The 17,790-nt window shown below is 40.5% G+C and carries 19 protein-coding genes; 8 read left to right on the forward strand and 11 right to left on the reverse strand.

Annotated features, from left to right (window positions below):
- Nucleotide 1: 1 nt before the first annotated feature.
- The gene (locus CYO89_RS05000; protein WP_103597343.1) at nt 2-1,057 is read right to left on the reverse strand and encodes an ABC transporter substrate-binding protein; all 1,056 of its coding nucleotides are present in this window, start codon (nt 1,055-1,057) and stop codon (nt 2-4) included.
- Nucleotides 1,058-1,276: 219 nt separating this feature from the next.
- Here CYO89_RS05000 and CYO89_RS05005 point away from each other — a divergent pair, with 219 nt between their 5' ends.
- The gene (locus tag CYO89_RS05005) at nt 1,277-3,508 is read left to right on the forward strand and encodes a nitric-oxide reductase large subunit (protein ID WP_103597344.1); all 2,232 of its coding nucleotides are present in this window, start codon (nt 1,277-1,279) and stop codon (nt 3,506-3,508) included.
- Nucleotides 3,509-3,579: 71 nt separating this feature from the next.
- The gene (locus CYO89_RS05010) at nt 3,580-4,134 is read left to right on the forward strand and encodes a DUF1523 family protein (RefSeq protein WP_103567656.1); all 555 of its coding nucleotides are present in this window, start codon (nt 3,580-3,582) and stop codon (nt 4,132-4,134) included.
- 13 nt (nt 4,135-4,147) lie between these two features.
- On the opposite strand, the gene ybeY is transcribed toward CYO89_RS05010, so the two are convergent.
- Nucleotides 4,148-4,585: an rRNA maturation RNase YbeY gene (gene ybeY / locus CYO89_RS05015; RefSeq protein WP_103597345.1), complete on the reverse strand. Its 438-nt coding sequence runs from the start codon at nt 4,583-4,585 to the stop codon at nt 4,148-4,150.
- 24 nt (nt 4,586-4,609) lie between these two features.
- Here ybeY and queC point away from each other — a divergent pair, with 24 nt between their 5' ends.
- The gene (queC, locus tag CYO89_RS05020) at nt 4,610-5,308 is read left to right on the forward strand and encodes a 7-cyano-7-deazaguanine synthase QueC (protein WP_141090719.1); all 699 of its coding nucleotides are present in this window, start codon (nt 4,610-4,612) and stop codon (nt 5,306-5,308) included.
- Between the two features lie 56 nt (nt 5,309-5,364).
- On the opposite strand, the gene CYO89_RS05025 is transcribed toward queC, so the two are convergent.
- Nucleotides 5,365-6,009 carry a flagellar biosynthesis protein gene (locus CYO89_RS05025; protein ID WP_103597347.1) on the reverse strand — a complete coding sequence of 215 codons (645 nt, stop codon included), beginning with the start codon at nt 6,007-6,009 and terminating at the stop codon, nt 5,365-5,367.
- 219 nt (nt 6,010-6,228) lie between these two features.
- Between CYO89_RS05025 and hcp the strand changes: the two genes are divergently transcribed.
- The gene (hcp, locus tag CYO89_RS05030; protein WP_103597348.1) at nt 6,229-7,557 is read left to right on the forward strand and encodes a hydroxylamine reductase; all 1,329 of its coding nucleotides are present in this window, start codon (nt 6,229-6,231) and stop codon (nt 7,555-7,557) included.
- A gap of 34 nt (nt 7,558-7,591) precedes the next feature.
- Here the strand turns inward: hcp and CYO89_RS05035 are convergent, their stop codons facing one another.
- Genes CYO89_RS05035 through mobB form a run of 5 tightly spaced genes read right to left on the reverse strand, consistent with a single transcriptional unit; the run spans nt 7,592 to nt 12,068 of the window.
- Nucleotides 7,592-8,569 carry a ferrochelatase gene (locus CYO89_RS05035; protein ID WP_103572942.1) on the reverse strand — a complete coding sequence of 326 codons (978 nt, stop codon included), beginning with the start codon at nt 8,567-8,569 and terminating at the stop codon, nt 7,592-7,594.
- Entirely contained in the window at nt 8,570-10,492 is a 1,923-nt protein-coding gene (gene metG / locus CYO89_RS05040; protein WP_103597349.1) for a methionine--tRNA ligase, read from the reverse strand.
- Nucleotides 10,493-10,507: 15 nt separating this feature from the next.
- Nucleotides 10,508-10,726 (reverse strand): hypothetical protein, encoded by a 219-nt coding sequence (locus CYO89_RS05045; RefSeq protein ID WP_002940116.1) that lies wholly within the window; start codon nt 10,724-10,726, stop codon nt 10,508-10,510.
- Complete coding sequence (locus CYO89_RS05050; RefSeq protein WP_002940090.1) at nt 10,726-11,589, reverse strand: class 1 fructose-bisphosphatase; 864 nt, start codon at nt 11,587-11,589, stop codon at nt 10,726-10,728. Before CYO89_RS05050 ends, CYO89_RS05045 begins: the two co-directional genes overlap by 1 nt.
- Complete coding sequence (mobB, locus tag CYO89_RS05055; RefSeq protein ID WP_021092954.1) at nt 11,589-12,068, reverse strand: molybdopterin-guanine dinucleotide biosynthesis protein B; 480 nt, start codon at nt 12,066-12,068, stop codon at nt 11,589-11,591. Before mobB ends, CYO89_RS05050 begins: the two co-directional genes overlap by 1 nt.
- Nucleotides 12,069-12,189: 121 nt before the next feature.
- On the opposite strand from mobB, the gene CYO89_RS05060 reads away from it, so the two are divergent.
- Entirely contained in the window at nt 12,190-12,669 is a 480-nt protein-coding gene (locus CYO89_RS05060) for a hypothetical protein (RefSeq protein WP_103597350.1), read from the forward strand.
- On the opposite strand, the gene CYO89_RS05065 is transcribed toward CYO89_RS05060, so the two are convergent.
- From CYO89_RS05065 to gltX, 3 genes are read right to left on the reverse strand one after another with little or no spacing between them, the layout of a single operon-like run.
- A complete protein-coding gene (locus CYO89_RS05065) occupies nt 12,590-14,227 on the reverse strand; it encodes a lytic transglycosylase domain-containing protein (RefSeq protein WP_103597351.1) in 1,638 nt (545 codons plus the stop codon). The genes CYO89_RS05060 and CYO89_RS05065 overlap by 80 nt on opposite strands.
- Nucleotides 14,205-14,498: a YggT family protein gene (locus tag CYO89_RS05070; protein ID WP_103597352.1), complete on the reverse strand. Its 294-nt coding sequence runs from the start codon at nt 14,496-14,498 to the stop codon at nt 14,205-14,207. The genes CYO89_RS05065 and CYO89_RS05070 overlap by 23 nt, the downstream gene beginning before the upstream one ends.
- Nucleotides 14,499-14,506: 8 nt before the next feature.
- On the reverse strand, nt 14,507-15,802 hold the full coding sequence (gene gltX / locus CYO89_RS05075; RefSeq protein WP_103597353.1) for a glutamate--tRNA ligase: 1,296 nt from the start codon (nt 15,800-15,802) through the stop codon (nt 14,507-14,509).
- 146 nt (nt 15,803-15,948) lie between these two features.
- On the opposite strand from gltX, the gene mscL reads away from it, so the two are divergent.
- The 3 genes from mscL to CYO89_RS05090 all read left to right on the forward strand — a co-directional run bounded on the left by mscL (nt 15,949) and on the right by CYO89_RS05090 (nt 17,786).
- The gene (mscL, locus tag CYO89_RS05080) at nt 15,949-16,356 is read left to right on the forward strand and encodes a large-conductance mechanosensitive channel protein MscL (RefSeq protein WP_009294582.1); all 408 of its coding nucleotides are present in this window, start codon (nt 15,949-15,951) and stop codon (nt 16,354-16,356) included.
- Nucleotides 16,357-16,454: 98 nt separating this feature from the next.
- A complete protein-coding gene (locus tag CYO89_RS05085; RefSeq protein ID WP_103597354.1) occupies nt 16,455-17,093 on the forward strand; it encodes a Crp/Fnr family transcriptional regulator in 639 nt (212 codons plus the stop codon).
- A 120-nt stretch (nt 17,094-17,213) separates the two neighbouring features.
- Nucleotides 17,214-17,786, forward strand: a complete 573-nt coding sequence (locus tag CYO89_RS05090) for a cytochrome c3 family protein (RefSeq protein WP_009294580.1) — start codon at nt 17,214-17,216, stop codon at nt 17,784-17,786.
- Nucleotides 17,787-17,790 lie beyond the last annotated feature (4 nt).

Genomic DNA, 17,790 nt, shown 5'->3' on the forward strand with positions numbered 1-17,790 from the left:
CTTACTTGCTGCTACCGTCTGGATTTAGACCTTTTAAGATATAGCCGTACTCTGTATCGCTAAGATCGTGATTTAAGAACTCTTTGTAAAACTCTTTTGTTTTTACTTTCATATCGACATCTTTAAATAGATCTGGTTGGATAGTTTTTGCTGCCCATAAAATTTGAAGCACGTTTTCAGCGCCATATCTATCCCAGCTAAATACACCTTTTGGGTTGCCATAAATCTTGCCGTTTTTAACAGCGTTTGAGCCAGAGAATGCAGGGTGCTCTTTTATCTTTTTGATCTGTGCGTCTGTGTCGTTGCCGCCAACGATGATGATGTCAGGGTTTGCATTGATGATCTCTTCTGCGCTAACTTCGATCATTGAGCCTTCAGTTTGGATAGCATTTACACCGCCACCTAGCTTGATCCAAGTGTTTTGGATAGTATTTGTGCCATCAATTTTTAGCAAATTTGCACCGCCAAGCAAGTGAAGTACTTTTGGACGTTTAGCGTCAGGGATGTTTTTTGTTCTTGCTGTTACAAACTCAGAGTTATCATGGATTTTATTAGCAAGCTTTTCAGCTTTTTTCCTAGCGTCATCAGTGCCTATAACTTCAGCTGTTGCGTAGATGCTTTTCTCCATATCTGGATAGTCTCTAAAAATCAAATTTACCGCGCTAAAGCCGTTTTTGATAAGCTCATCTTGGTAGTTTTTGTTAAAAACTATGATAACATCAGGTGCAAGCTTAACAAGCTCTTCGATCTGAAGGTCTTTGCCGTTTAGCGCAGCTGGTAAATTTTTAAGTTTTGGATAGACGTGCTCAAACCACTTGTTGGTTTTGATCAGATCAGTTGTGGCTACAACCTTATCCATACCGCCAAGTGCTAGGATGATCTCGTTGTTTGCGTTCCATAATGCAGCGATCTTCTCAACCTTCTCAGGCACGCTTACTTTGACGCCTTTCATATCTGTGATGCTTCTGGCTGAGTCAGCAGCGCTTAGGCTAAGAGCTGCAAAAAGTGAAGCAACAAGGCCTATTTTAGCTACTTTGTGCATGAAATTCATTTGCATATTTTTTCCTTTTTTCGTGTGAAATAGTTTGATTGATATGTTACTGCTATTTACATTAATATTATGTAAAATTTGCATATACATTGTGAAAAAATTGCATATTTTTGTAAATTTCTATAAAACTAATAGGATAAATATTCTCTTTTTATTGACATATGTCATTAGTCACTATTTTGAAATGAGATAAACTTTCTCCTAAATTTTAAAAAAGGAGAATTGATGCGTGAATACAAAAGATACTGGCTCGCACTTGTTGCTGTGCTGGTAGTTTGCTTTAGTATTTTAGGCTACTATGGCGTTGAGGTTTATAGAAATTCGCCTCCAGTTGTAAATTTTACTGACGAAAATGGCAAGGTCGTGATCGATAAAGAGAGTATCTACAAAGGTCAAGAGGCTTGGCAAAGCATAGGCGGTATGCAGGTTGGCTCTGTTTGGGGACATGGGGCATATCAAGCGCCTGATTGGAGTGCGGACTGGCTTCACAAAGAGCTAGTTGCCTTTTTAGAGATCAAAGCTGATGAAATTTATCATCTAAAATACGCTGATCTAAATGACGAGCAAAAAGCAAATTTAAAGGTTTTGCTCAAAAAAGAGTATAGAGAAAATAGCGTAAAGGATGATAAATTTGTGCTAAGCGCTGATAGGCTAAAGGCGATAAGTCAAGTAGCTAGCGAGTATGCTGCTCTTTTTGGAGATGATCCTAAATTTAAATCACTAAGAGAAGCTTATGCGATGAAAGAAAATACGCTCCCAGGTGCAAGTGACAGAGCCGATCTAAACAACTTCTTCTTCTGGTCAGCCTGGGCAACAGCGACAAACAGACCTGGTAGCGAGGCAACTTATACAAACAATTGGCCGCACGAACCACTAATCGATAACGTGCCAACAAGTGAGAATATCTTTTGGTCGATCGCAAGCGTCGTGATACTTCTAACAGGCGTTGGACTTCTTGTTTGGTTTAGCTCATTTTACGGCAAAAAAGATGATGAAAAGCTTGAGCCAATTAGCGAAGATCCGCTTAAAAAGCTAAATTTAACTCCGTCACAAAAGGCGCTTAAAAAGTATCTCTTTGTCACATTAGCTCTTTTTGCGTTTCAAATTTTAATAGGCGGCTTTACAGCTCACTACACGGTCGAAGGGCAAGAATTTTATGGCATAAATTTATCAGCCTACATCCCTTATTCGCTTGCTAGAACGTGGCATATACAAGCTAGCATATTTTGGATAGCGACTGGATTTTTAGCGGCTGGACTATTTTTAGCTCCTATCATAAATGGCGGCAAGGATCCAAAATTTCAAAAGCTTGGTGTTGATCTGCTATTTTACGCGCTACTTATCCTTGTAGTTGGTAGTTTTGTGGGTGAGTATCTAGCTATCGCAAACATCATGCCTATAAATTTAAGCTTCTGGCTTGGACATCAAGGATATGAATACATCGATCTTGGACGTGTTTGGCAGATCATTTTGTTTGTCGGTCTTGTCATCTGGATGCTTCTGCTTCTTCGTGGATTTGCAGGTGGGTTTAAAAACAAAGGCGATAAAAATTTACTAGCTATCTTTGCTATGTCAGCGGTTGCGGTTGGCTTATTTTACGGAGCAGGGCTATTTTATGGACAAAGAAGTCCATTGCCAGTGATGGAGTACTGGCGCTGGTGGGTCGTGCATCTTTGGGTTGAGGGCTTTTTTGAAGTGTTTGCGACGGCTTCACTCGCCTTTGTCTTTGTCTCACTGGGTCTTGTCTCAAAAAGATTTGCGACATTTCAAACGCTTGCAAGTGCGTCACTCTTTATGATAGGCGGCATCCCAGGCACATTTCACCACCTCTACTTTGCAGGCACTACAACGCCTATAATGGCAGTTGGCGCTAGCTTTTCAGCGCTTGAGGTCGTGCCTTTGGTGCTTCTTGGCGCTGAGGCGTATGAGCACTACAAACTTCAGTTTGCTCAAAGCTGGGCTAAAACGCTTAAATGGCCACTTTACTGCTTCATTGCAGTTGCCTTTTGGAATATGCTAGGCGCTGGTGTCTTTGGATTTTTGATAAATCCTCCGATCTCGCTATTTTACATCCAAGGGCTAAATACAACGCCAGTTCACGGACACGCAGCGCTATTTGGCGTTTATGGATTTTTGGCACTTGGCTTTGTCTGGCTCGTGGCTACTTATCTATATAAAGGGCAAGAATTTGATGAAAATTTGATGAAAGTTGGCTTTTGGGGACTAAATGCAGGACTTATGCTAATGATAGTGCTTTCACTACTTCCAATAGGCATCTATCAAGCATTTGCAAGCTTGGAGCAGGGCATGTGGTATGCAAGAAGTGCTGAGCTTTTACAGCAGTCGCACTTACAAAATTTAAGATGGCTAAGGATGCTTGGCGATACGATTTTGATAATCGGCGGCATCTGCTTCTTTGCTCAGCTTTTAAAATTTATGCTTAATAAAAAGGCTTAAATTTATGGGGGCGCTTTGCCCCTTTATTTAAGCTATCTTTTCATAAAATAGTGCAAATTTAAAGGATAGAAATGATGACATTTTTAAAGAGAATTTGCGTTACGTTTGTCGTGCTTTTGCACCTATTTTTGGCTTTTTTGGTTGATTTTTCATTTCCGCACTACGCAAGCGTGCAAATAACTGGCGGCGACGTAAAACGCATGGATAAAGATGGCATAATAGACGCTAAAAATCCAGCTGACGGCCCAGTGCGCGACGTCTACTTCATCTACACAAAAGATGCGAAAAACGCTGAAAAAGTTATGGCTTATAGAAACGAAGATACGGCGTGGGGCTTTCCATTTTATTTTAAATTTAACTCAGCCGACATCCAAGCCAAGGCTCAAGGCTTTACAAATAGCGATAAAAACGTCACTATCAAATACTATGGATATAGAATTTCTATGCTAAACGAGTTTAGAAACGCCATCTCGATAAAAGATAGCGGCACAAACACCAGCTGGCCTATCGCTAGCTACGTGCTTTACTTCATTTTATTTATCTCGCTTGTTATCTGGATAAGAAAGATAAACAAGGCTTTTGCGCCAAAAGTTGAAAATTTAGAGACAAAAAAAGAGGCTCTTTAATGTAGGGGCTTTATCAGCCCTTTTTGTTTATTAGATCAATTAGCCTAACGTCCTCGCTTCTTACGATTAGGCTCTTTGGCAAGTTAAATTTAGCTATTATCTCGCACTCTTTCTCTCTCATCTGTCCGTCATCTTTTTCGTGATCGAAGCCTAAGATATGCAGCAAGCCATGTGTGAAAAGTAGCGCAGTTTCGGCCTCTTCGCTGTGATTTAGTTCGGCTGCTTTTTCTTTTACCATATCTTTGTTTATGACGATTGAGCCAAGTGGGGCGTGGATGACAAGCTCAAGAGGAAAGCTCAAAACGTCAGTGGTTTTGTCTATGCCACGCTCAGATCTATTTAGCTCTCTCATCTCATCTTTGTTGATAAAAAGCAGCTCAACTTCTCCAGGCGTTAGATATGAGCAAATTTGATCTAAAATTTCTGGATAACTCTCTTCGCAAAGTATCATTTTTGGCTTGTCCTTAGTAAATTTTTGTATAATTTTAGCAAATTTAAAAGGCAAAATATGAAAAAAGCAGTTTGTATAATGAGTGGCGGCATGGATAGCACGCTTTGCGCTGTGATAGCAAAGAGGGCTGGGTATGATGTGGTCGCACTTCATTTTGACTATAACCAAAGGACTATGAATCGGGAAAAGCGCGCGTTTGACGAGATCTGTGAGCGACTGGGCGTGGTTAAAAAGATAAATTTAGATGTTAGCTTCATCGCTCAAATAGGCGGAAATTCGCTAACTGATAAGAGCATGCAGATAAGAAAAGATGGCGTTAGCAAGGATGTGCCAAACACATACGTGCCGTTTAGAAATGGCGTATTTATCTCAATCGCCGCAGCACTTGCTGAAAAAGAAGGAGCGCAGGCGATCTACATAGGCGTGGTCGAGGAGGATAGCTCTGGGTATCCTGACTGCAAAGAGAGCTTTATAAAAAGCATAAATGAGGCGATAAATTTAGGCACGTCGGCTGAGTTTTCTTGCAAGATCATCACGCCACTTGTAAATTTAAGCAAGGCTGATATCGTCTCAAAGTCGCTTGAGCTTGGCTCACCAATAGAGCTTACATGGAGCTGCTACGAGAGCGAAGATGAGGCGTGCGGGCTTTGTGATAGTTGCAGGCTAAGGCTAAATGGCTTTAAAAAAGCAAACGCCGTTGATAAAATCCCTTACAAAAAGTGAAATTTGCCTTGAAATTTAAAAGCTAGCCACTATAAATTTAGTAGCTAGCCTAAAATTTATTCTAAATTTAGCTCACTTATCTGCTTTGCTAACTTCTCTTTGTACTCTTTTAAAGACGTTTTTATGATGTTTGAAAAGTCATCATTTGTCACTAGAAAATAAAACTCAGAGCGCTTTAGATCGGTCTTTATCTCTTTGTCTTTGACGCTTAAAAGCGTGTCTATATCCATATTTAGCCCAACCTTGCTAAAACCAAGCGATATGTACGACCAAAATTTGACTATCCTTGCGCTTGCGGTGAGCGTGTTTTCATCGATTAGGCTTTTGTCTTTTACGACTTGATAGCCGTTTTCCTTAAAGGCCTCCTCTATGCGCGACCTTAGCACTGAGCTCACGTTTTGGTTGTTTTCTAAAATGACGTTCCACAGCCCTTTGCCATAGCCATTTCTCGTCCTACCGATATATTTTTGCTTCTCTTTTGCGCTAACTTCATTTACATTGTGCTTGTATAAAGATGGGGTGCTTGCTTGTTTTGGGTCGTTTTCAAAAACCCTCACATCTTTGACGCTTTCGATGTAAATTTTGGTTTTTTTGCTAATGCTTGAAGGCGCTTGCTCGTCTGGCAAACTCACAAATATCCCCTTTGGAGCGCAGCCACAAAGCATAAAAGCGACAAATACCGCGAGTAATAAATTTTTCATTTTCATCCTTTAAATAAAATTGAAATGTAAATCGTTTTTTTGTAAATTTTATTAAGTCTTTGTACCAAATTTCAAATTTATATTTTGATATCCATAATCATAAAATCTTAAATTTAATAACTAAAATTTAAATTTAAATTTCCTTGACTGCTATCAACCAAAATGGCTAGCCACCTAGGATAAAATCCGCTTAAATTTTTAAATTCACAAGGAGAAAAGATGAAAGATATGAAGATGTTTTGCCATCAGTGCGAGATGAGCGCTGAGGATGGATGCGGTGCAAAGGGCCAACCTATGGGCACCTGTGGCAAGAGCGACACGCTAGCGCTTTTGCAAGATACGATGGTTTTTGGCTTAAAAGGCCTTAGTGCATACCGCCACCACGCACACGAGCTTGGCGCTGATACTAGCAACGTTGATCGCATTATGGCTGATACGCTTTATTTCACGCTTACAAACTCAAATTTCAACTTCGATGAGCACATAAAACAACTTCTTGAAGTAGGCGGTGCTGGCGTTGAGGTGATGAACCTGCTAAGCGAGGCTCACACGGCTAAATTTGGCATCCCAACACCAGTAAAAGTGAGCCAAAACAAGGTCGAGGGTAAGGCTATTTTGGTAAGCGGCCACAACTTGCACGCCCTAAAAGCGCTACTTGAAGCGACAAAAGATAAAGGCATCAACATCTACACTCACTCAGAGATGCTACCAGCTCACGGATACCCAGAACTACGCAAGTATAGCCACCTAAAAGGCAACGTCGGCAAGGCGTGGTTTGACCAAACCAAGCTATTTAACGAATTTAAAGGCGCGATACTAATGACAACAAACTGCATCGTGCCACTACGCTCAAACTGCACATATGCTGACAGGCTATTTGGCTACTCGATCGCAGGCACAAATGGCGTAAAACACATCGAAAACGACGACTTCACACCACTTATCGAGTGCGCACTAGCCTGTGGCGACGTTAGCGGCTTTGATAGCGACGAGAGCCTAGTAACTGGCGGACATTACAAGACTATCCTAACTTTAGCCCCACAAATTTTAGATGCGATAAAGACAGGTAAGATCCGCAGATTTTTCGTGATCGCTGGCTGTGACGCGCCTGGCAAGGGACGCGAGTACTATAGAGAGCTAGCTGCTAGCCTTCCAAAAGACTGCGTGATACTTACTTCAAGTTGCGGTAAATTTAGATTTAACGACATCGACTTTGGCAACGTCCCAGGCACTGAGCTACCACGCTACATCGACCTTGGTCAGTGCAACGACAGCAACGGCGCTGTTAAGATCGCTCTTGCGCTAAGCGAGGCAACAGGCATCGCAGTAAATGACCTACCAGTTTCTATCGTGCTAATGTGGATGGAGCAAAAAGCGGTCATCATCTTGCTAGCGCTATTTAGCCTTGGTATCAAAAACATCAACGTCGGACCTAGCTTGCCTAAATTTTTCAATGAAGAGATCATAAATTTCTTAGTGGATAAATTTAACGTTAGACCAATTAGCGGCGACGCGCAAGCTGATCTAAAATATTTCTTAGGTGAGTAAAAAAACTGCCAGGGCTTAGGCTCTGGCTCTAAATTTAAAAGAGTCCGCCTTGCTCTTTACTTTGACTTAGGCTGTCAAGTAGTTCTTCTTTTTTGCAAAGCACAAGGGCGTAGACGAAATTTTGTAGCTTCTTTATCTCGTCTAAATTTTCATAAAAAATGGCGTTTTCAACCTTTAGCGTGCTATCTTTTGGCAGGCAAAATTTAAGCTCGCTCTCGCTGAAATTTCGCCTTAGAAATATACTTTCAGTCAAAAATAGCTCCTCGTCTTCTTCAGCTATCACCGCTCTAAAACTACTTCCAAAGCCAACTGGCTTAAAGTCTTTGTCGATAAAGACTGGGTCAAAGTGCGATGAAATCCTGCTCTCTGTCACTTTAAAGCCGATATTGTTTTTCTTAAGATAGCCAAGAAGTCCGCAAAACATCCCAGCAAAAACCCGGGGGATGGATAAATTTTGATAGTATTTGTCGTCGTAAATGAGCGTTGTAAAAAAGATCGAGCTTGGATTTAGCACGCTTATGTTTGTGTCAGTCCAGGCTGTCTCGTAAAGTAGCGAGAGTCTTTGAAGTATCCTCGTATCGTCGCTAAAAAATGTGTCAAACAAATTTGCATGAAAAATTTTATAAAAAAGCTCGGTTAAATTTTCAGGTATGACGTGGGCGTTTTTTTCGAGGTGCGACTTCTCCAAAAGCGCTTTTATAAAGGGATTGACCGCGCAAAATTTGATATTTTTGTGGATCGCCTCAAAGCGCATGAGCTTGATGATAGCCGTTTGCAGGCTTGCTACCTTGATAAAGGCTATCTCATCGTCGCTTGGCGTGATATCCTCTTCGCTAATGATAGCGTAGGCACCTTGCTTTATCGCAGGTGCGATCTGATCGCTTTGCGTGGCGATGAGAGCGTAGCCTCGTTTTATATTTTTAGCCTCAAACGCGAAGCTAGTCACGCTTGAGATGCTTGGGTTGTTTAAAATTTGCCCATTTATTATGTGGGTTAAATTTTCTATCGTCATTTAGCCAACGATCGCGCCGTTTTTGACCTTGCCCTGCGTGCCAAGAAGCGTTAGCGAGCCGTCTGATGCGCTTAGGATCATGCCTTGTGAGACATATTTTTTCATCATCGTTCGCTCTTTTAAATTTGCTAAAACGCAAACTTGCTTGCCCACAAGCGAGCTAGGCTCGTAGTATTTGGCTATGCCTGATAAAATTTGACGTGGCTGCTCCTCGCCAAGATCTATCTTAAATTTAAGTAGCTTCTCACTGCCCTCAACTCTCTCGCACTCGAGCACTTCGCCTACTTTTATCACGATCTTGGCAAAGTCATCGATGCTAATGATGCCTTCTTCTTTTTTCTCCTCTTTTGGCTCAGCTTTTGCCTCTACTTTTGGCTCGCTAGCTTCGCCCATTAGCTCTTTTTCTATCCTTGGGAAGAGTGGCTCAGTGGCTTTTGCAGTAAAATTTGAAATTTCATTTTTTAATACAAGAGTTTCATAAGATGCCGTATCTATGCTAAAGCCAAGCGTGTCAGCTATCTTGGCGCAAGTTTTTGGCATAGCTGGGCTAAGTAGTATCGCTACTTTTGCAAGTAAATTTGCGCAAAGTGCCACAAGTGCGTTTGCCTCGTCGCTTTTGCCAGCTTTTACAAGCGACCATGGCTCATACTTCGCAACGGCTGCGTTTGCAAGCGTTACGACCTTCCAAAGATCTTCTAAATAGCGGTTTGTAGCTAAATTTTCTAAATTTTTTATCGCCTCATCAAGATAGCCCTTCGCCTCATCAAGCTCGGCTTTATGAAATTTGATCACATCTTTTGAGTCAATTTTATAGTCGCTATACTTTGCGCTCATGCCTACTATGCGGCTTAGCAGGTTGCCAAGTCCGTTGCCAAGCTCTGAGTTTATGCGCTCGATCAAGGCTTTTTGGCTGTAGTCGCCATCTTGACCAAAGGGCACCTCTCTAAGCAAAAAGTATCTGAAATTTTCAAGTCCATAAGCGTTTGCGACCTCTCTTGGGTTGATGACGTTGCCCTTGCTTTTGCTCATCTTTTCGCCATCTATCGTCCACCAGCCGTGCGCTGCGACGTGTTTTGGTAGTGGCAAGCCAAGGCTCATCAAAAATGCCGGCCAATAAACTGCGTGAAAACGTAAAATGTCCTTGCCAACGATGTGTGTCGTATGCGGCCAAAAGTCCATTCTGGCGTTATCTCTTGAGTATCCTAGTGTTGTTAAGTAGTTTATGAGCGCGTCAAGCCAGACATACATAACGTGTTTGTCGTCGTTTGCGCTCTTTGGTAGCTTTATACCCCAGTCAAAGCTCGTCCTTGTCACAGAGAGGTCTTTTAGCCCGCCTTTTACAAAGCTTACGACCTCGTTTTTCTTGCCCTTTGGGATGACGCAAAGTTCGTAGTTTTCGTACCATTTTAAAAGCGCGTCTTCGTATTTTGAAAGCTTGAAAAAGTAGCTCTCTTCTTTAACTAAAGATGTCACGCGGCCGCAGTCTGGACAGCGGTTGTCCTCGAGCAGGTCTCTTTGGTTGAAAAATGTCTCGCAGCTAACGCAGTAAAAGCCCTCGTACTCGCCCTTGTAGATATCGCCGTTTGCTTGCATCTTTTCAAAGACATTTTGCACGGTTTGCTTGTGCTCTTCGTCGGTTGTCCTTATAAAATGGTCGTAGCTTATCTCAAATTCATCCCAAAGCGATCTAAATTTCGCACTGATCTCATCAGCGTACTCTTTTGGCGTTTTGCCTCTAGCGCGAGCTGCTTGCTCGATCTTTTGACCATGCTCGTCTGTGCCGGTCATAAAGTAGGTCTCTTTGCCTTGCAAACGGTTAAATCTAGCTAGCGTATCAGCGATGATGGTCGTGTAGGCGTGGCCGATGTGTGGCACGTCATTTACGTAATAAATCGGAGTGGTTATATAAGCTTTTTCTTTCATATTTTTCCTTTAAATTTAAAAATCAAATCCGCCGTCACTGCCGGTGTTGCCTTTTGACATCGAGTTGTAGCAGCTATTTACATACTCTATCCTCGTCTCACAGTCAAAAAATGCCTCGCAGTTAAAACAGCTTTTGCGCCCTTTTTGCTCTTGGCACTCTTGCATGATTTTAGCCTTTTGTTTTAGGGCTAGCTCAAATGCGTCAAGTGGCTCGTTTGCTTGTGCTTCTTGCATTATTTTTGCTCGTAAAATTTATGCAAAAGAGAAATTTCATCACGCGAACCAAAGAAGCATGGCGTAGTTTGGTGAATTTTTTCTATTTTTATATCAAAAAGTGTTTGGTTTTTGCCGTTTGAGGTTGCGCCCTTTGCGTTTTCATATATAAAGGCAAATGGCAACACTTCAAAGACAACCCTTAGCTTGCCATTTGGATGATCGCTCGTTGCTGGGTAGCTAAAAAGACCGCCGCCTTTTAGTAAAATTTGATGCAAGTCGCTCACCATCGCACCTGAGTATCTTAGCCTGTAACCCTCGTTAAATAGCTCGTTTATGAAATTTCTATGCGTTTGGCTCCAGCCTTTTTGCGTAGCTCCTGTGGCGTTTAGCTTGCCTTTTTCTTTTAGCTCAAGCTCTTTTACAAATTTAAACTCGCCATCTTTACCAAGCCTGTAAAATTTAGGCAAAGCGCCCTTTTTCTCGGCAATTACTAGCTCAAGTCTTGGACCATAGATGCTGTAAGCTGCGGCTATTAAATTTTCTGGTTTTACCTCGTCTTCGTAGATGCCAAAGATCGAACCAACGGCGAAATTTACATCAACTAAGCTTGAGCCATCTAGTGGATCGTAAGCGATGATAAATTTAGCGTTTTTATTTATCTCAAGTTCGTCCTCTTTCTCTTCGCTAATTAACGCTTTTACGCATGAAAGCTGCTTAAATTTAGCTGTGATGATCTCATCGCTTTTGACATCAAGCTTTAGCTGGGTGTCGCCAGTTGCGTTTTCGTGAGTTGTATAGCCAAGATCGGCGTATTTTATGACCTCGCTTATCTCTTTTGCGATATCTTTTATTGTGTTAAAAATTTGGTTTAGTTCTTGCATTATACAGCCTTTGCATTTTTGATTATCCACGCACAAATGGCGTCTATATCGTCTAAATTTAGATTTGTGATCTCGTAAGGGATCTGCTTTTTATAAGTGGCGATCGCATCTGAAAAGCTAAGATAAGCTTCATCGATCTCGCCTCTAAAGACGCTTAGTCTTGGCAGTGGCAGCGTCTTTAGCCCCTCGACTAAGAGCATGTCAAACTCGCCGATCATCCTTATGACCTCGTCTATGCCTTGTGAGCTTTGCGAAAAGTAAGTCGTTCTAGTCGGACTCATCACGACTACGTCAGCTCCTGCCTGAGAAAATTTAAAGCTATCCTTGCCTTCAACGTCAAATTTGGCCTTGTCGCCTGGGTCGTGCTTGACCACAACGACCTTTAGTCCATCATCTATAAATTTTTTTGCGACTTTTAAGATAAGTGTCGTTTTTCCGCTATTTGAAGGGCCAGAAAAAGCAATGGCAAGTCTTTTCATAAGAGCCTTTTTCGTTAAAATTTCTTGCGATTATAGCTCATATTGGCTTTAAAATTTATGAGTGAAATTTAAAAAATAAAATGCTAAAATGCGAGAAAATTTAATGTTTTAAGAGTTTTTTATGAGAAAATTTACACTATTTTTTATATTTATTTTGATGATATTTGGTTGTGCCGATCAAAAAGTGATCGTGCATGAGCCACTAAAAAATGAGCTCTTAGCCTACACAAGCAAGAACGAGATCATCGATGGCACCGATAGAACGCTCATAATCGCAACCTATCTAAATCCTATATATAACTCAAATTTAGACGAGAGCAAAGAGCACTTTTTAGTAGCCATAAACCCAAAAGAGCATGCGCAAAATTTGAGCAACATAAAGGTAAATGGCGACTCAAATGCCACAAGCGCAAGGCTGCTTGATGAAAGTGACGAGATGCTTAAATTTGCTGGATTTTCTATGCCTTGGGCGGTCTATTATGAAGTGACCGCACCAAGTAAGCAAAGCGATGATCTCGCGCTTAGTTTCGAAATTTATCAGTCAAAGCCGGTTTTGTTAAATTTTCGAAAAGTTGCGAAATCTTTATACTGGAACCATTAAGCGCCATATAGATCACGTAGTTTGCAAGCACCTTCTTGCCGTAGTTTCTAGTCTCAGCCACTGGGACTAGCTCGATCGATAAAAACGGCTCAAATTTACCTTCTTTAAACATATCATCTCTTGTGATGACCTTTTTGGTAAAACCGATACCGCCGTTATACGCGTAGGCCGTAAAGAGCGGATGATAAAGAAATTTATCAAGGTAGTTTAGGTGGTGATTTGCAAATTTAAAGGCGACATCTGTTTTAAAAAGATCGTCCTGGTCAAAATTTGGAATTTTTAGCTCTTTTTTGCCGATCGCATTTGCAAGAAATGGCATAAACTGCATCATACCAAGGGCGTAAGAGGTAGAAACGACGCTTGGGATAAAGAGGCTCTCTTGTCTTGCTAGTGCGTAGATCATCGACTTTCGCTCAGTGCTGATGCCCTCAAGCTCAGGCGAGTTTGGCATCAAAAAGTACTGCTTCTCCCAGCCATGCGCCTTTTGCATAAAGTATGCGTATGCGCCGATGCTCTCGTTTGTGTAAAATTTCATAGCAAATTCGCTTGCTTGCGTGGCGTTCATATCTTTTGCAAGAGCTGCGGTTTTGTTCCATAAAAACGGATCGCTTACATCAAAATTTTCAATATTTTGCTTGCTAGGCCTTGGCACTATCACCTCAAGTGGCTCGCCACCGACCAAATCTCTTGCGTAAAGTGAGTAGATATTTGCATCTTTGCTAGCACTTAGCTCTTTTAAAAAGCTCTCATCGCCGCTTAGCTCATATTGCCAAAATGTGGCATTGTCCCTTTGCCAAGCCCTATCAAAGGTGTTTTTAGCTCTTGTGAAAAAACTAAATGCAACGTCATTTTGACCAAGCAAGATAGCGTTTAGCCCAAGTGTAAATGCGTCACTTTTTTCAGTTACAGCTGTATCTATGCTAAGTAAATTTCTTCTAAAGCCTTCGTATTTTTTATTAAATACGACATCGTTTAATAAATTTGTAAAGCCCTTTTGCATGTAGAGCTTGTTCATAAAATTCGCTTCAAAATTTACGCTAAAAAGAGCACTTTTACTTTGCGGGTTTGAAGCATTAAAAAGCTCTAAAAAGCTCTTTGTATCGTTTGCATTTGCAAAGCTAAGAGCCGGGTTTGGCTCGTTTAAAGTGCGTAAAATTCTAGCTTTTTCTGGGTTTGTGGCTGCAAGATTTGCCGCTAAAATTTCACGAGTTTTGCTATCAAGCTTTAGAGAAAAGCTCATCGTTGTTAGTAAATTTTGGCAAGCCAAGCTAGCACTTGTGATATTGCTTGCGCTTATGCCAGGGCACTTGCTAGGGGCTGCTTTGGGAGGTAAAATTTTATTGATTGATTTTTGAACTAAGCCACTTTTTCTAAAAACGTCGCGTGAAAGCTCAGCTATCTGCTCCTTTGTGTAGCTGCCCTCGTTTATAAGGCGGTTTATGTAGTAGTCTTTTGCAAGGCTTTTTGGCTCGTTTTTTAGCTCCTCGTAGGTGTAAATTTTAGCTAAAAGAGCAACGCAGGCTAAAGAGAGGATACTAAAGTGACGCAGCAAAAACAAATAAAAGCCTTATTAAAAATTGATCTATGAGTTGAAGTGCTAAAAGCACGATGAGTGGGGCAAAGTCGATGCCGTTAAATTCTGTTTTGATGTAGCGTCTGATGAAGCTATAAATAGGATCAGTCAGCCTGTAAAGTAGCTGTACGACTGGCGAGCTAGGATCAGGCTTGACCCAGCTAATCAGAGCCGCTGCGATGATGATCCACGTATAGACCGTGATGATAAGGTGCAAAATGTTCGCGATCGCTGAAAATAGGGTGGAAAGTATCATTTTTGCTCCTAGATTAAAATTTTGCCTAGATCATCTTTGATGAGCGGATAGAGCTCGCTAAGCTCAGGGCCGTGAAGGTCGTTTGTAAGAAGCGCACGTAGTGGCATGAAAAAGTTTTTACCTTTTAAATTTGTAGCGCTCATAAGCTCTTTTTTAAACTCATCAAAGCTCTCGCACGGTTTTAAATTACGAGCTGCTTTTTTGATGATCTCAAATTCGTTTTTGTACTCATCTGGAGCTATTTTTGGCGAATATATAGCCTCTACTTTTGCCTTTATCTCAGGCACTAGAGAGCTTTCTTGAGTGTAAAATTTAACTAGCTCAACCTTGATCTCATCCACGCCAAAGATCTCTTTTATGCGCTCTTTTGAAGCAAGTTTGATGTGCTCTCTATTTATCTGCTCAAGTTTTTTCACGTCAAATCTAGCAGGTGAGCGTGAAATTTTGGTTATATCAAACCACTTTACTGCATCTTCGATCGTAAAAATTTCAGTTGGAGTTTTGTTGCCAAGAAGTATCAGATAGTTTGCGATCGCCTCAGGTAAAAATCCCTGCTCAAAGAGCCATTTTACGCTTGATTCGTTCTCGCGTTTGCTCATTTTTTTACCCTCTATATTTAAAAGGATAGGCAAATGCGCGTAGTTCATCTTGCCAGTGTAGCCAAGCCCCTCGCGTATGAGGTCTTGCTTTGGTGTGTTGCTCACGTGATCCTCGCCGCGTATGACAAAGGTGACGCCCTCAAGCATATCATCAACTGCGCAGGCGAAGTTGTAAGTCGGAGTCTTGTCTGCTCTCATGATGACAAAGCTATCAACAGCGTCTGGCTCAAAGCTTAGCTCGCCCTTGATCGCGTCTGTAAAGCTCATCGTGCGTGTTGGTTTTTTCATGCGGATGACAAATGGCTTCTCGCAGTTTAAAACTTCAGCGTCGCTTAGCCTCTCGCAGGTGCCGTCATATCTATATGCCACGCCTTGCTCTTTTGCTTTTTGTTTTTTTGCTTCGAGCTCTTCTTCGGTGCAAAAGCAAGCAAAGGCCTTTTTGTCGATGAGAAGCTTTGATGCAAGCTGTCTGTGGAATTTTAAATTTTCACTTTGGATGTAAATTTGCTCTGGTTTTATGCCAAATTTGCTTAAAATTTCTAAGATATCTTTCTCTTTTCCCTCGATATTTCGCTCTTTGTCGGTATCTTCTATGCGTAAAATAAAGCCACTTTTATCTTGCAAAGAACAAATATAGTTGAAAATAGCAGCACGTAAATTTCCTATGTGCATATCTCCTGTTGGAGAGGGTGCAAAACGATACATAAGCTCATTCCTTACGTTAAATTTGAAGTTTGGATTATAACACTCGCTTGATAAATTTAAAGTTATGTAATTTTAAATTTTTAGGCTAAGCAAAGCATATTTTTTATAAAATCCGCACGAAAATTTAACTATTTATAGGAGAAAGAATGAGTTTTATCAGCGAATTTAAAGAATTTGCGATGCGCGGAAATGTCATAGATATGGCAGTTGGTGTTGTTATCGGTGGGGCATTTGGAAAGATCGTTTCATCGCTAGTTGGCGATATTATTATGCCAGTTGTTGGTGTTATAACAGGCGGTGTAAATTTCACTGATCTTAAGCTAACACTAAAAGAAGCAGCTGAAGGTGCGCCAGCAGTTACTATAAACTATGGCTCATTTATACAAACAATGGTTGATTTTTTAATCATCGCATTTTGTATTTTTTGCGTCATCAAAGCCTTAAATACACTTAAAAATAAACTACCAAAAGAAGAAGAGGCAGCTCCTGCAGAGCCTGAAACTCCAGCTGATATAGCACTTCTAACTGAGATCAGAGATCTTCTTAAAAAATAAATTCTTAAATCAAAGGGAGAAAGCTCCCTTTGAAATCCGTTAAATTTTGTCCTATTTTTTATGCTAAAATGCTTTTTTATCTTAAAAGCGAGTGAAATATGATAGAACAAATCCCATTTTTTCAAGGTCTAAGCGCCGATGACCTAGCCAAACTTGAAGCAATAAGTGTTGTTAAAAAATACAAAAAAGGCGAGTTTTTATTTATAGAGGGCGAGGAGCCAAAGTGGCTTACATTTTTGATAACTGGCTCGGTTAAACTTTATAAAACTACGGCAAATGGCAAGGAAATTTTTATCCATCAGCTTGCACCTATGAATTTTGTAGCTGAAGTTGTAAATTTTGAAAATATCCCTTATCCAGCAAGCGCCATTTTTACTATCTCTGGCGAGGTTTTAAAGATAAATTATGAAAAATTTGAAGCACAATTTTTAACAAAGCCAGAAATTTGCATGAAATTTCTAAAATCAATGGCTCAAAAGATAAGAATAACTACAAATTTACTACACCAGGAACTAATACTTAGCTCCGAAGAGAAGGTGGCTAGGTTCATTTTAAATCACGAAGATCTATTTAATGAACTAAAGCATACAAAAATTTCATCAATACTTAATATGACTCCAGAAACTTTTTCGAGAATTTTAAATAAATTTAAAACAAATGGTTTAGTCAAACTTGATGAGAAGAACCAAATTTTGGAAAAAAATGTAGGTGGCCTACAAGAAATTTATTCTTATTGAAAGTTAATATCAAATAAATATTTTCATTTACTTAAAGAAAAAATTTATATATTTTTGGATAGTATTCGTCTAAAATTTTCGTAAAAATTTACGATATATTGATAAATTCAGGAGGAAATTTTGGCTGAAGTTAAGAAGAAATTTTTTGTTTGGTCATCTGTGATAATAGGCATCGTAATCGGCCTTATCGCTTCTATGGGCATAGCTGATGCACTTCATGCGACTGGTAGCGGCTACATCTGTACCATTTGTCACACGATGGATCCTATGAATGCTGCATATCATGAAGATGTACACGGCGGCAATAACAAGCTTGGCATAAAAGCTGAATGTTCAGCCTGTCACCTAAATCATACAAGTGCCTATACCTATGTACTTACAAAACTTAAAGTATCGATAAATGATGGCTATAAGACATTTTTTACAGATACGGACAAGATCGACTGGCGTAAAAAGCGCGAGCACGCATCTCACTTTGTCTATGATAGTGGATGTTTGACTTGTCACTCAAATTTAAAAAATGTTATTCAAGCTGGTAAATCATTCTTGCCACATAGAGATTATTTTGTTCTTGGAAATCCTAATAAGAAATCATGTGTTGACTGCCACGAGCATGTTGGTCACAAGAATTTAGGACTACAAATCGATAAATTTGAAGCAATTAAAAAACAAGAAAACAATAAAACCAAGTAAGGAG

It is taken from the genome of Campylobacter concisus (genome assembly GCF_002913765.1).
GTDB lineage: Bacteria > Campylobacterota > Campylobacteria > Campylobacterales > Campylobacteraceae > Campylobacter_A > Campylobacter_A concisus_BB.

What these genes read in the sequence shown, in the direction of transcription:
- CYO89_RS05035 (WP_103572942.1), bottom strand. Translation starts at nt 8,569, where the DNA reads ATGACGATAGAAAATTTAACCCACATAATAAATGGGCAAATTTTAAAC.
- metG (WP_103597349.1), bottom strand. Translation starts at nt 10,492, where the DNA reads ATGAAAGAAAAAGCTTATATAACCACTCCGATTTATTACGTAAATGAC.
- CYO89_RS05000 (WP_103597343.1), bottom strand. Translation starts at nt 1,057, where the DNA reads ATGCAAATGAATTTCATGCACAAAGTAGCTAAAATAGGCCTTGTTGCT.
- CYO89_RS05060 (WP_103597350.1), top strand. Translation starts at nt 12,190, where the DNA reads ATGAGAAAATTTACACTATTTTTTATATTTATTTTGATGATATTTGGT.
- CYO89_RS05010 (WP_103567656.1), top strand. Translation starts at nt 3,580, where the DNA reads ATGATGACATTTTTAAAGAGAATTTGCGTTACGTTTGTCGTGCTTTTG.
- mobB (WP_021092954.1), bottom strand. Translation starts at nt 12,068, where the DNA reads ATGAAAAGACTTGCCATTGCTTTTTCTGGCCCTTCAAATAGCGGAAAA.
- gltX (WP_103597353.1), bottom strand. Translation starts at nt 15,802, where the DNA reads ATGTATCGTTTTGCACCCTCTCCAACAGGAGATATGCACATAGGAAAT.
- CYO89_RS05025 (WP_103597347.1), bottom strand. Translation starts at nt 6,009, where the DNA reads ATGAAAAATTTATTACTCGCGGTATTTGTCGCTTTTATGCTTTGTGGC.
- CYO89_RS05050 (WP_002940090.1), bottom strand. Translation starts at nt 11,589, where the DNA reads ATGCAAGAACTAAACCAAATTTTTAACACAATAAAAGATATCGCAAAA.
- ybeY (WP_103597345.1), bottom strand. Translation starts at nt 4,585, where the DNA reads ATGATACTTTGCGAAGAGAGTTATCCAGAAATTTTAGATCAAATTTGC.
- CYO89_RS05045 (WP_002940116.1), bottom strand. Translation starts at nt 10,726, where the DNA reads ATGCAAGAAGCACAAGCAAACGAGCCACTTGACGCATTTGAGCTAGCC.
- mscL (WP_009294582.1), top strand. Translation starts at nt 15,949, where the DNA reads ATGAGTTTTATCAGCGAATTTAAAGAATTTGCGATGCGCGGAAATGTC.
- CYO89_RS05070 (WP_103597352.1), bottom strand. Translation starts at nt 14,498, where the DNA reads ATGATACTTTCCACCCTATTTTCAGCGATCGCGAACATTTTGCACCTT.
- hcp (WP_103597348.1), top strand. Translation starts at nt 6,229, where the DNA reads ATGAAAGATATGAAGATGTTTTGCCATCAGTGCGAGATGAGCGCTGAG.
- CYO89_RS05005 (WP_103597344.1), top strand. Translation starts at nt 1,277, where the DNA reads ATGCGTGAATACAAAAGATACTGGCTCGCACTTGTTGCTGTGCTGGTA.
- CYO89_RS05085 (WP_103597354.1), top strand. Translation starts at nt 16,455, where the DNA reads ATGATAGAACAAATCCCATTTTTTCAAGGTCTAAGCGCCGATGACCTA.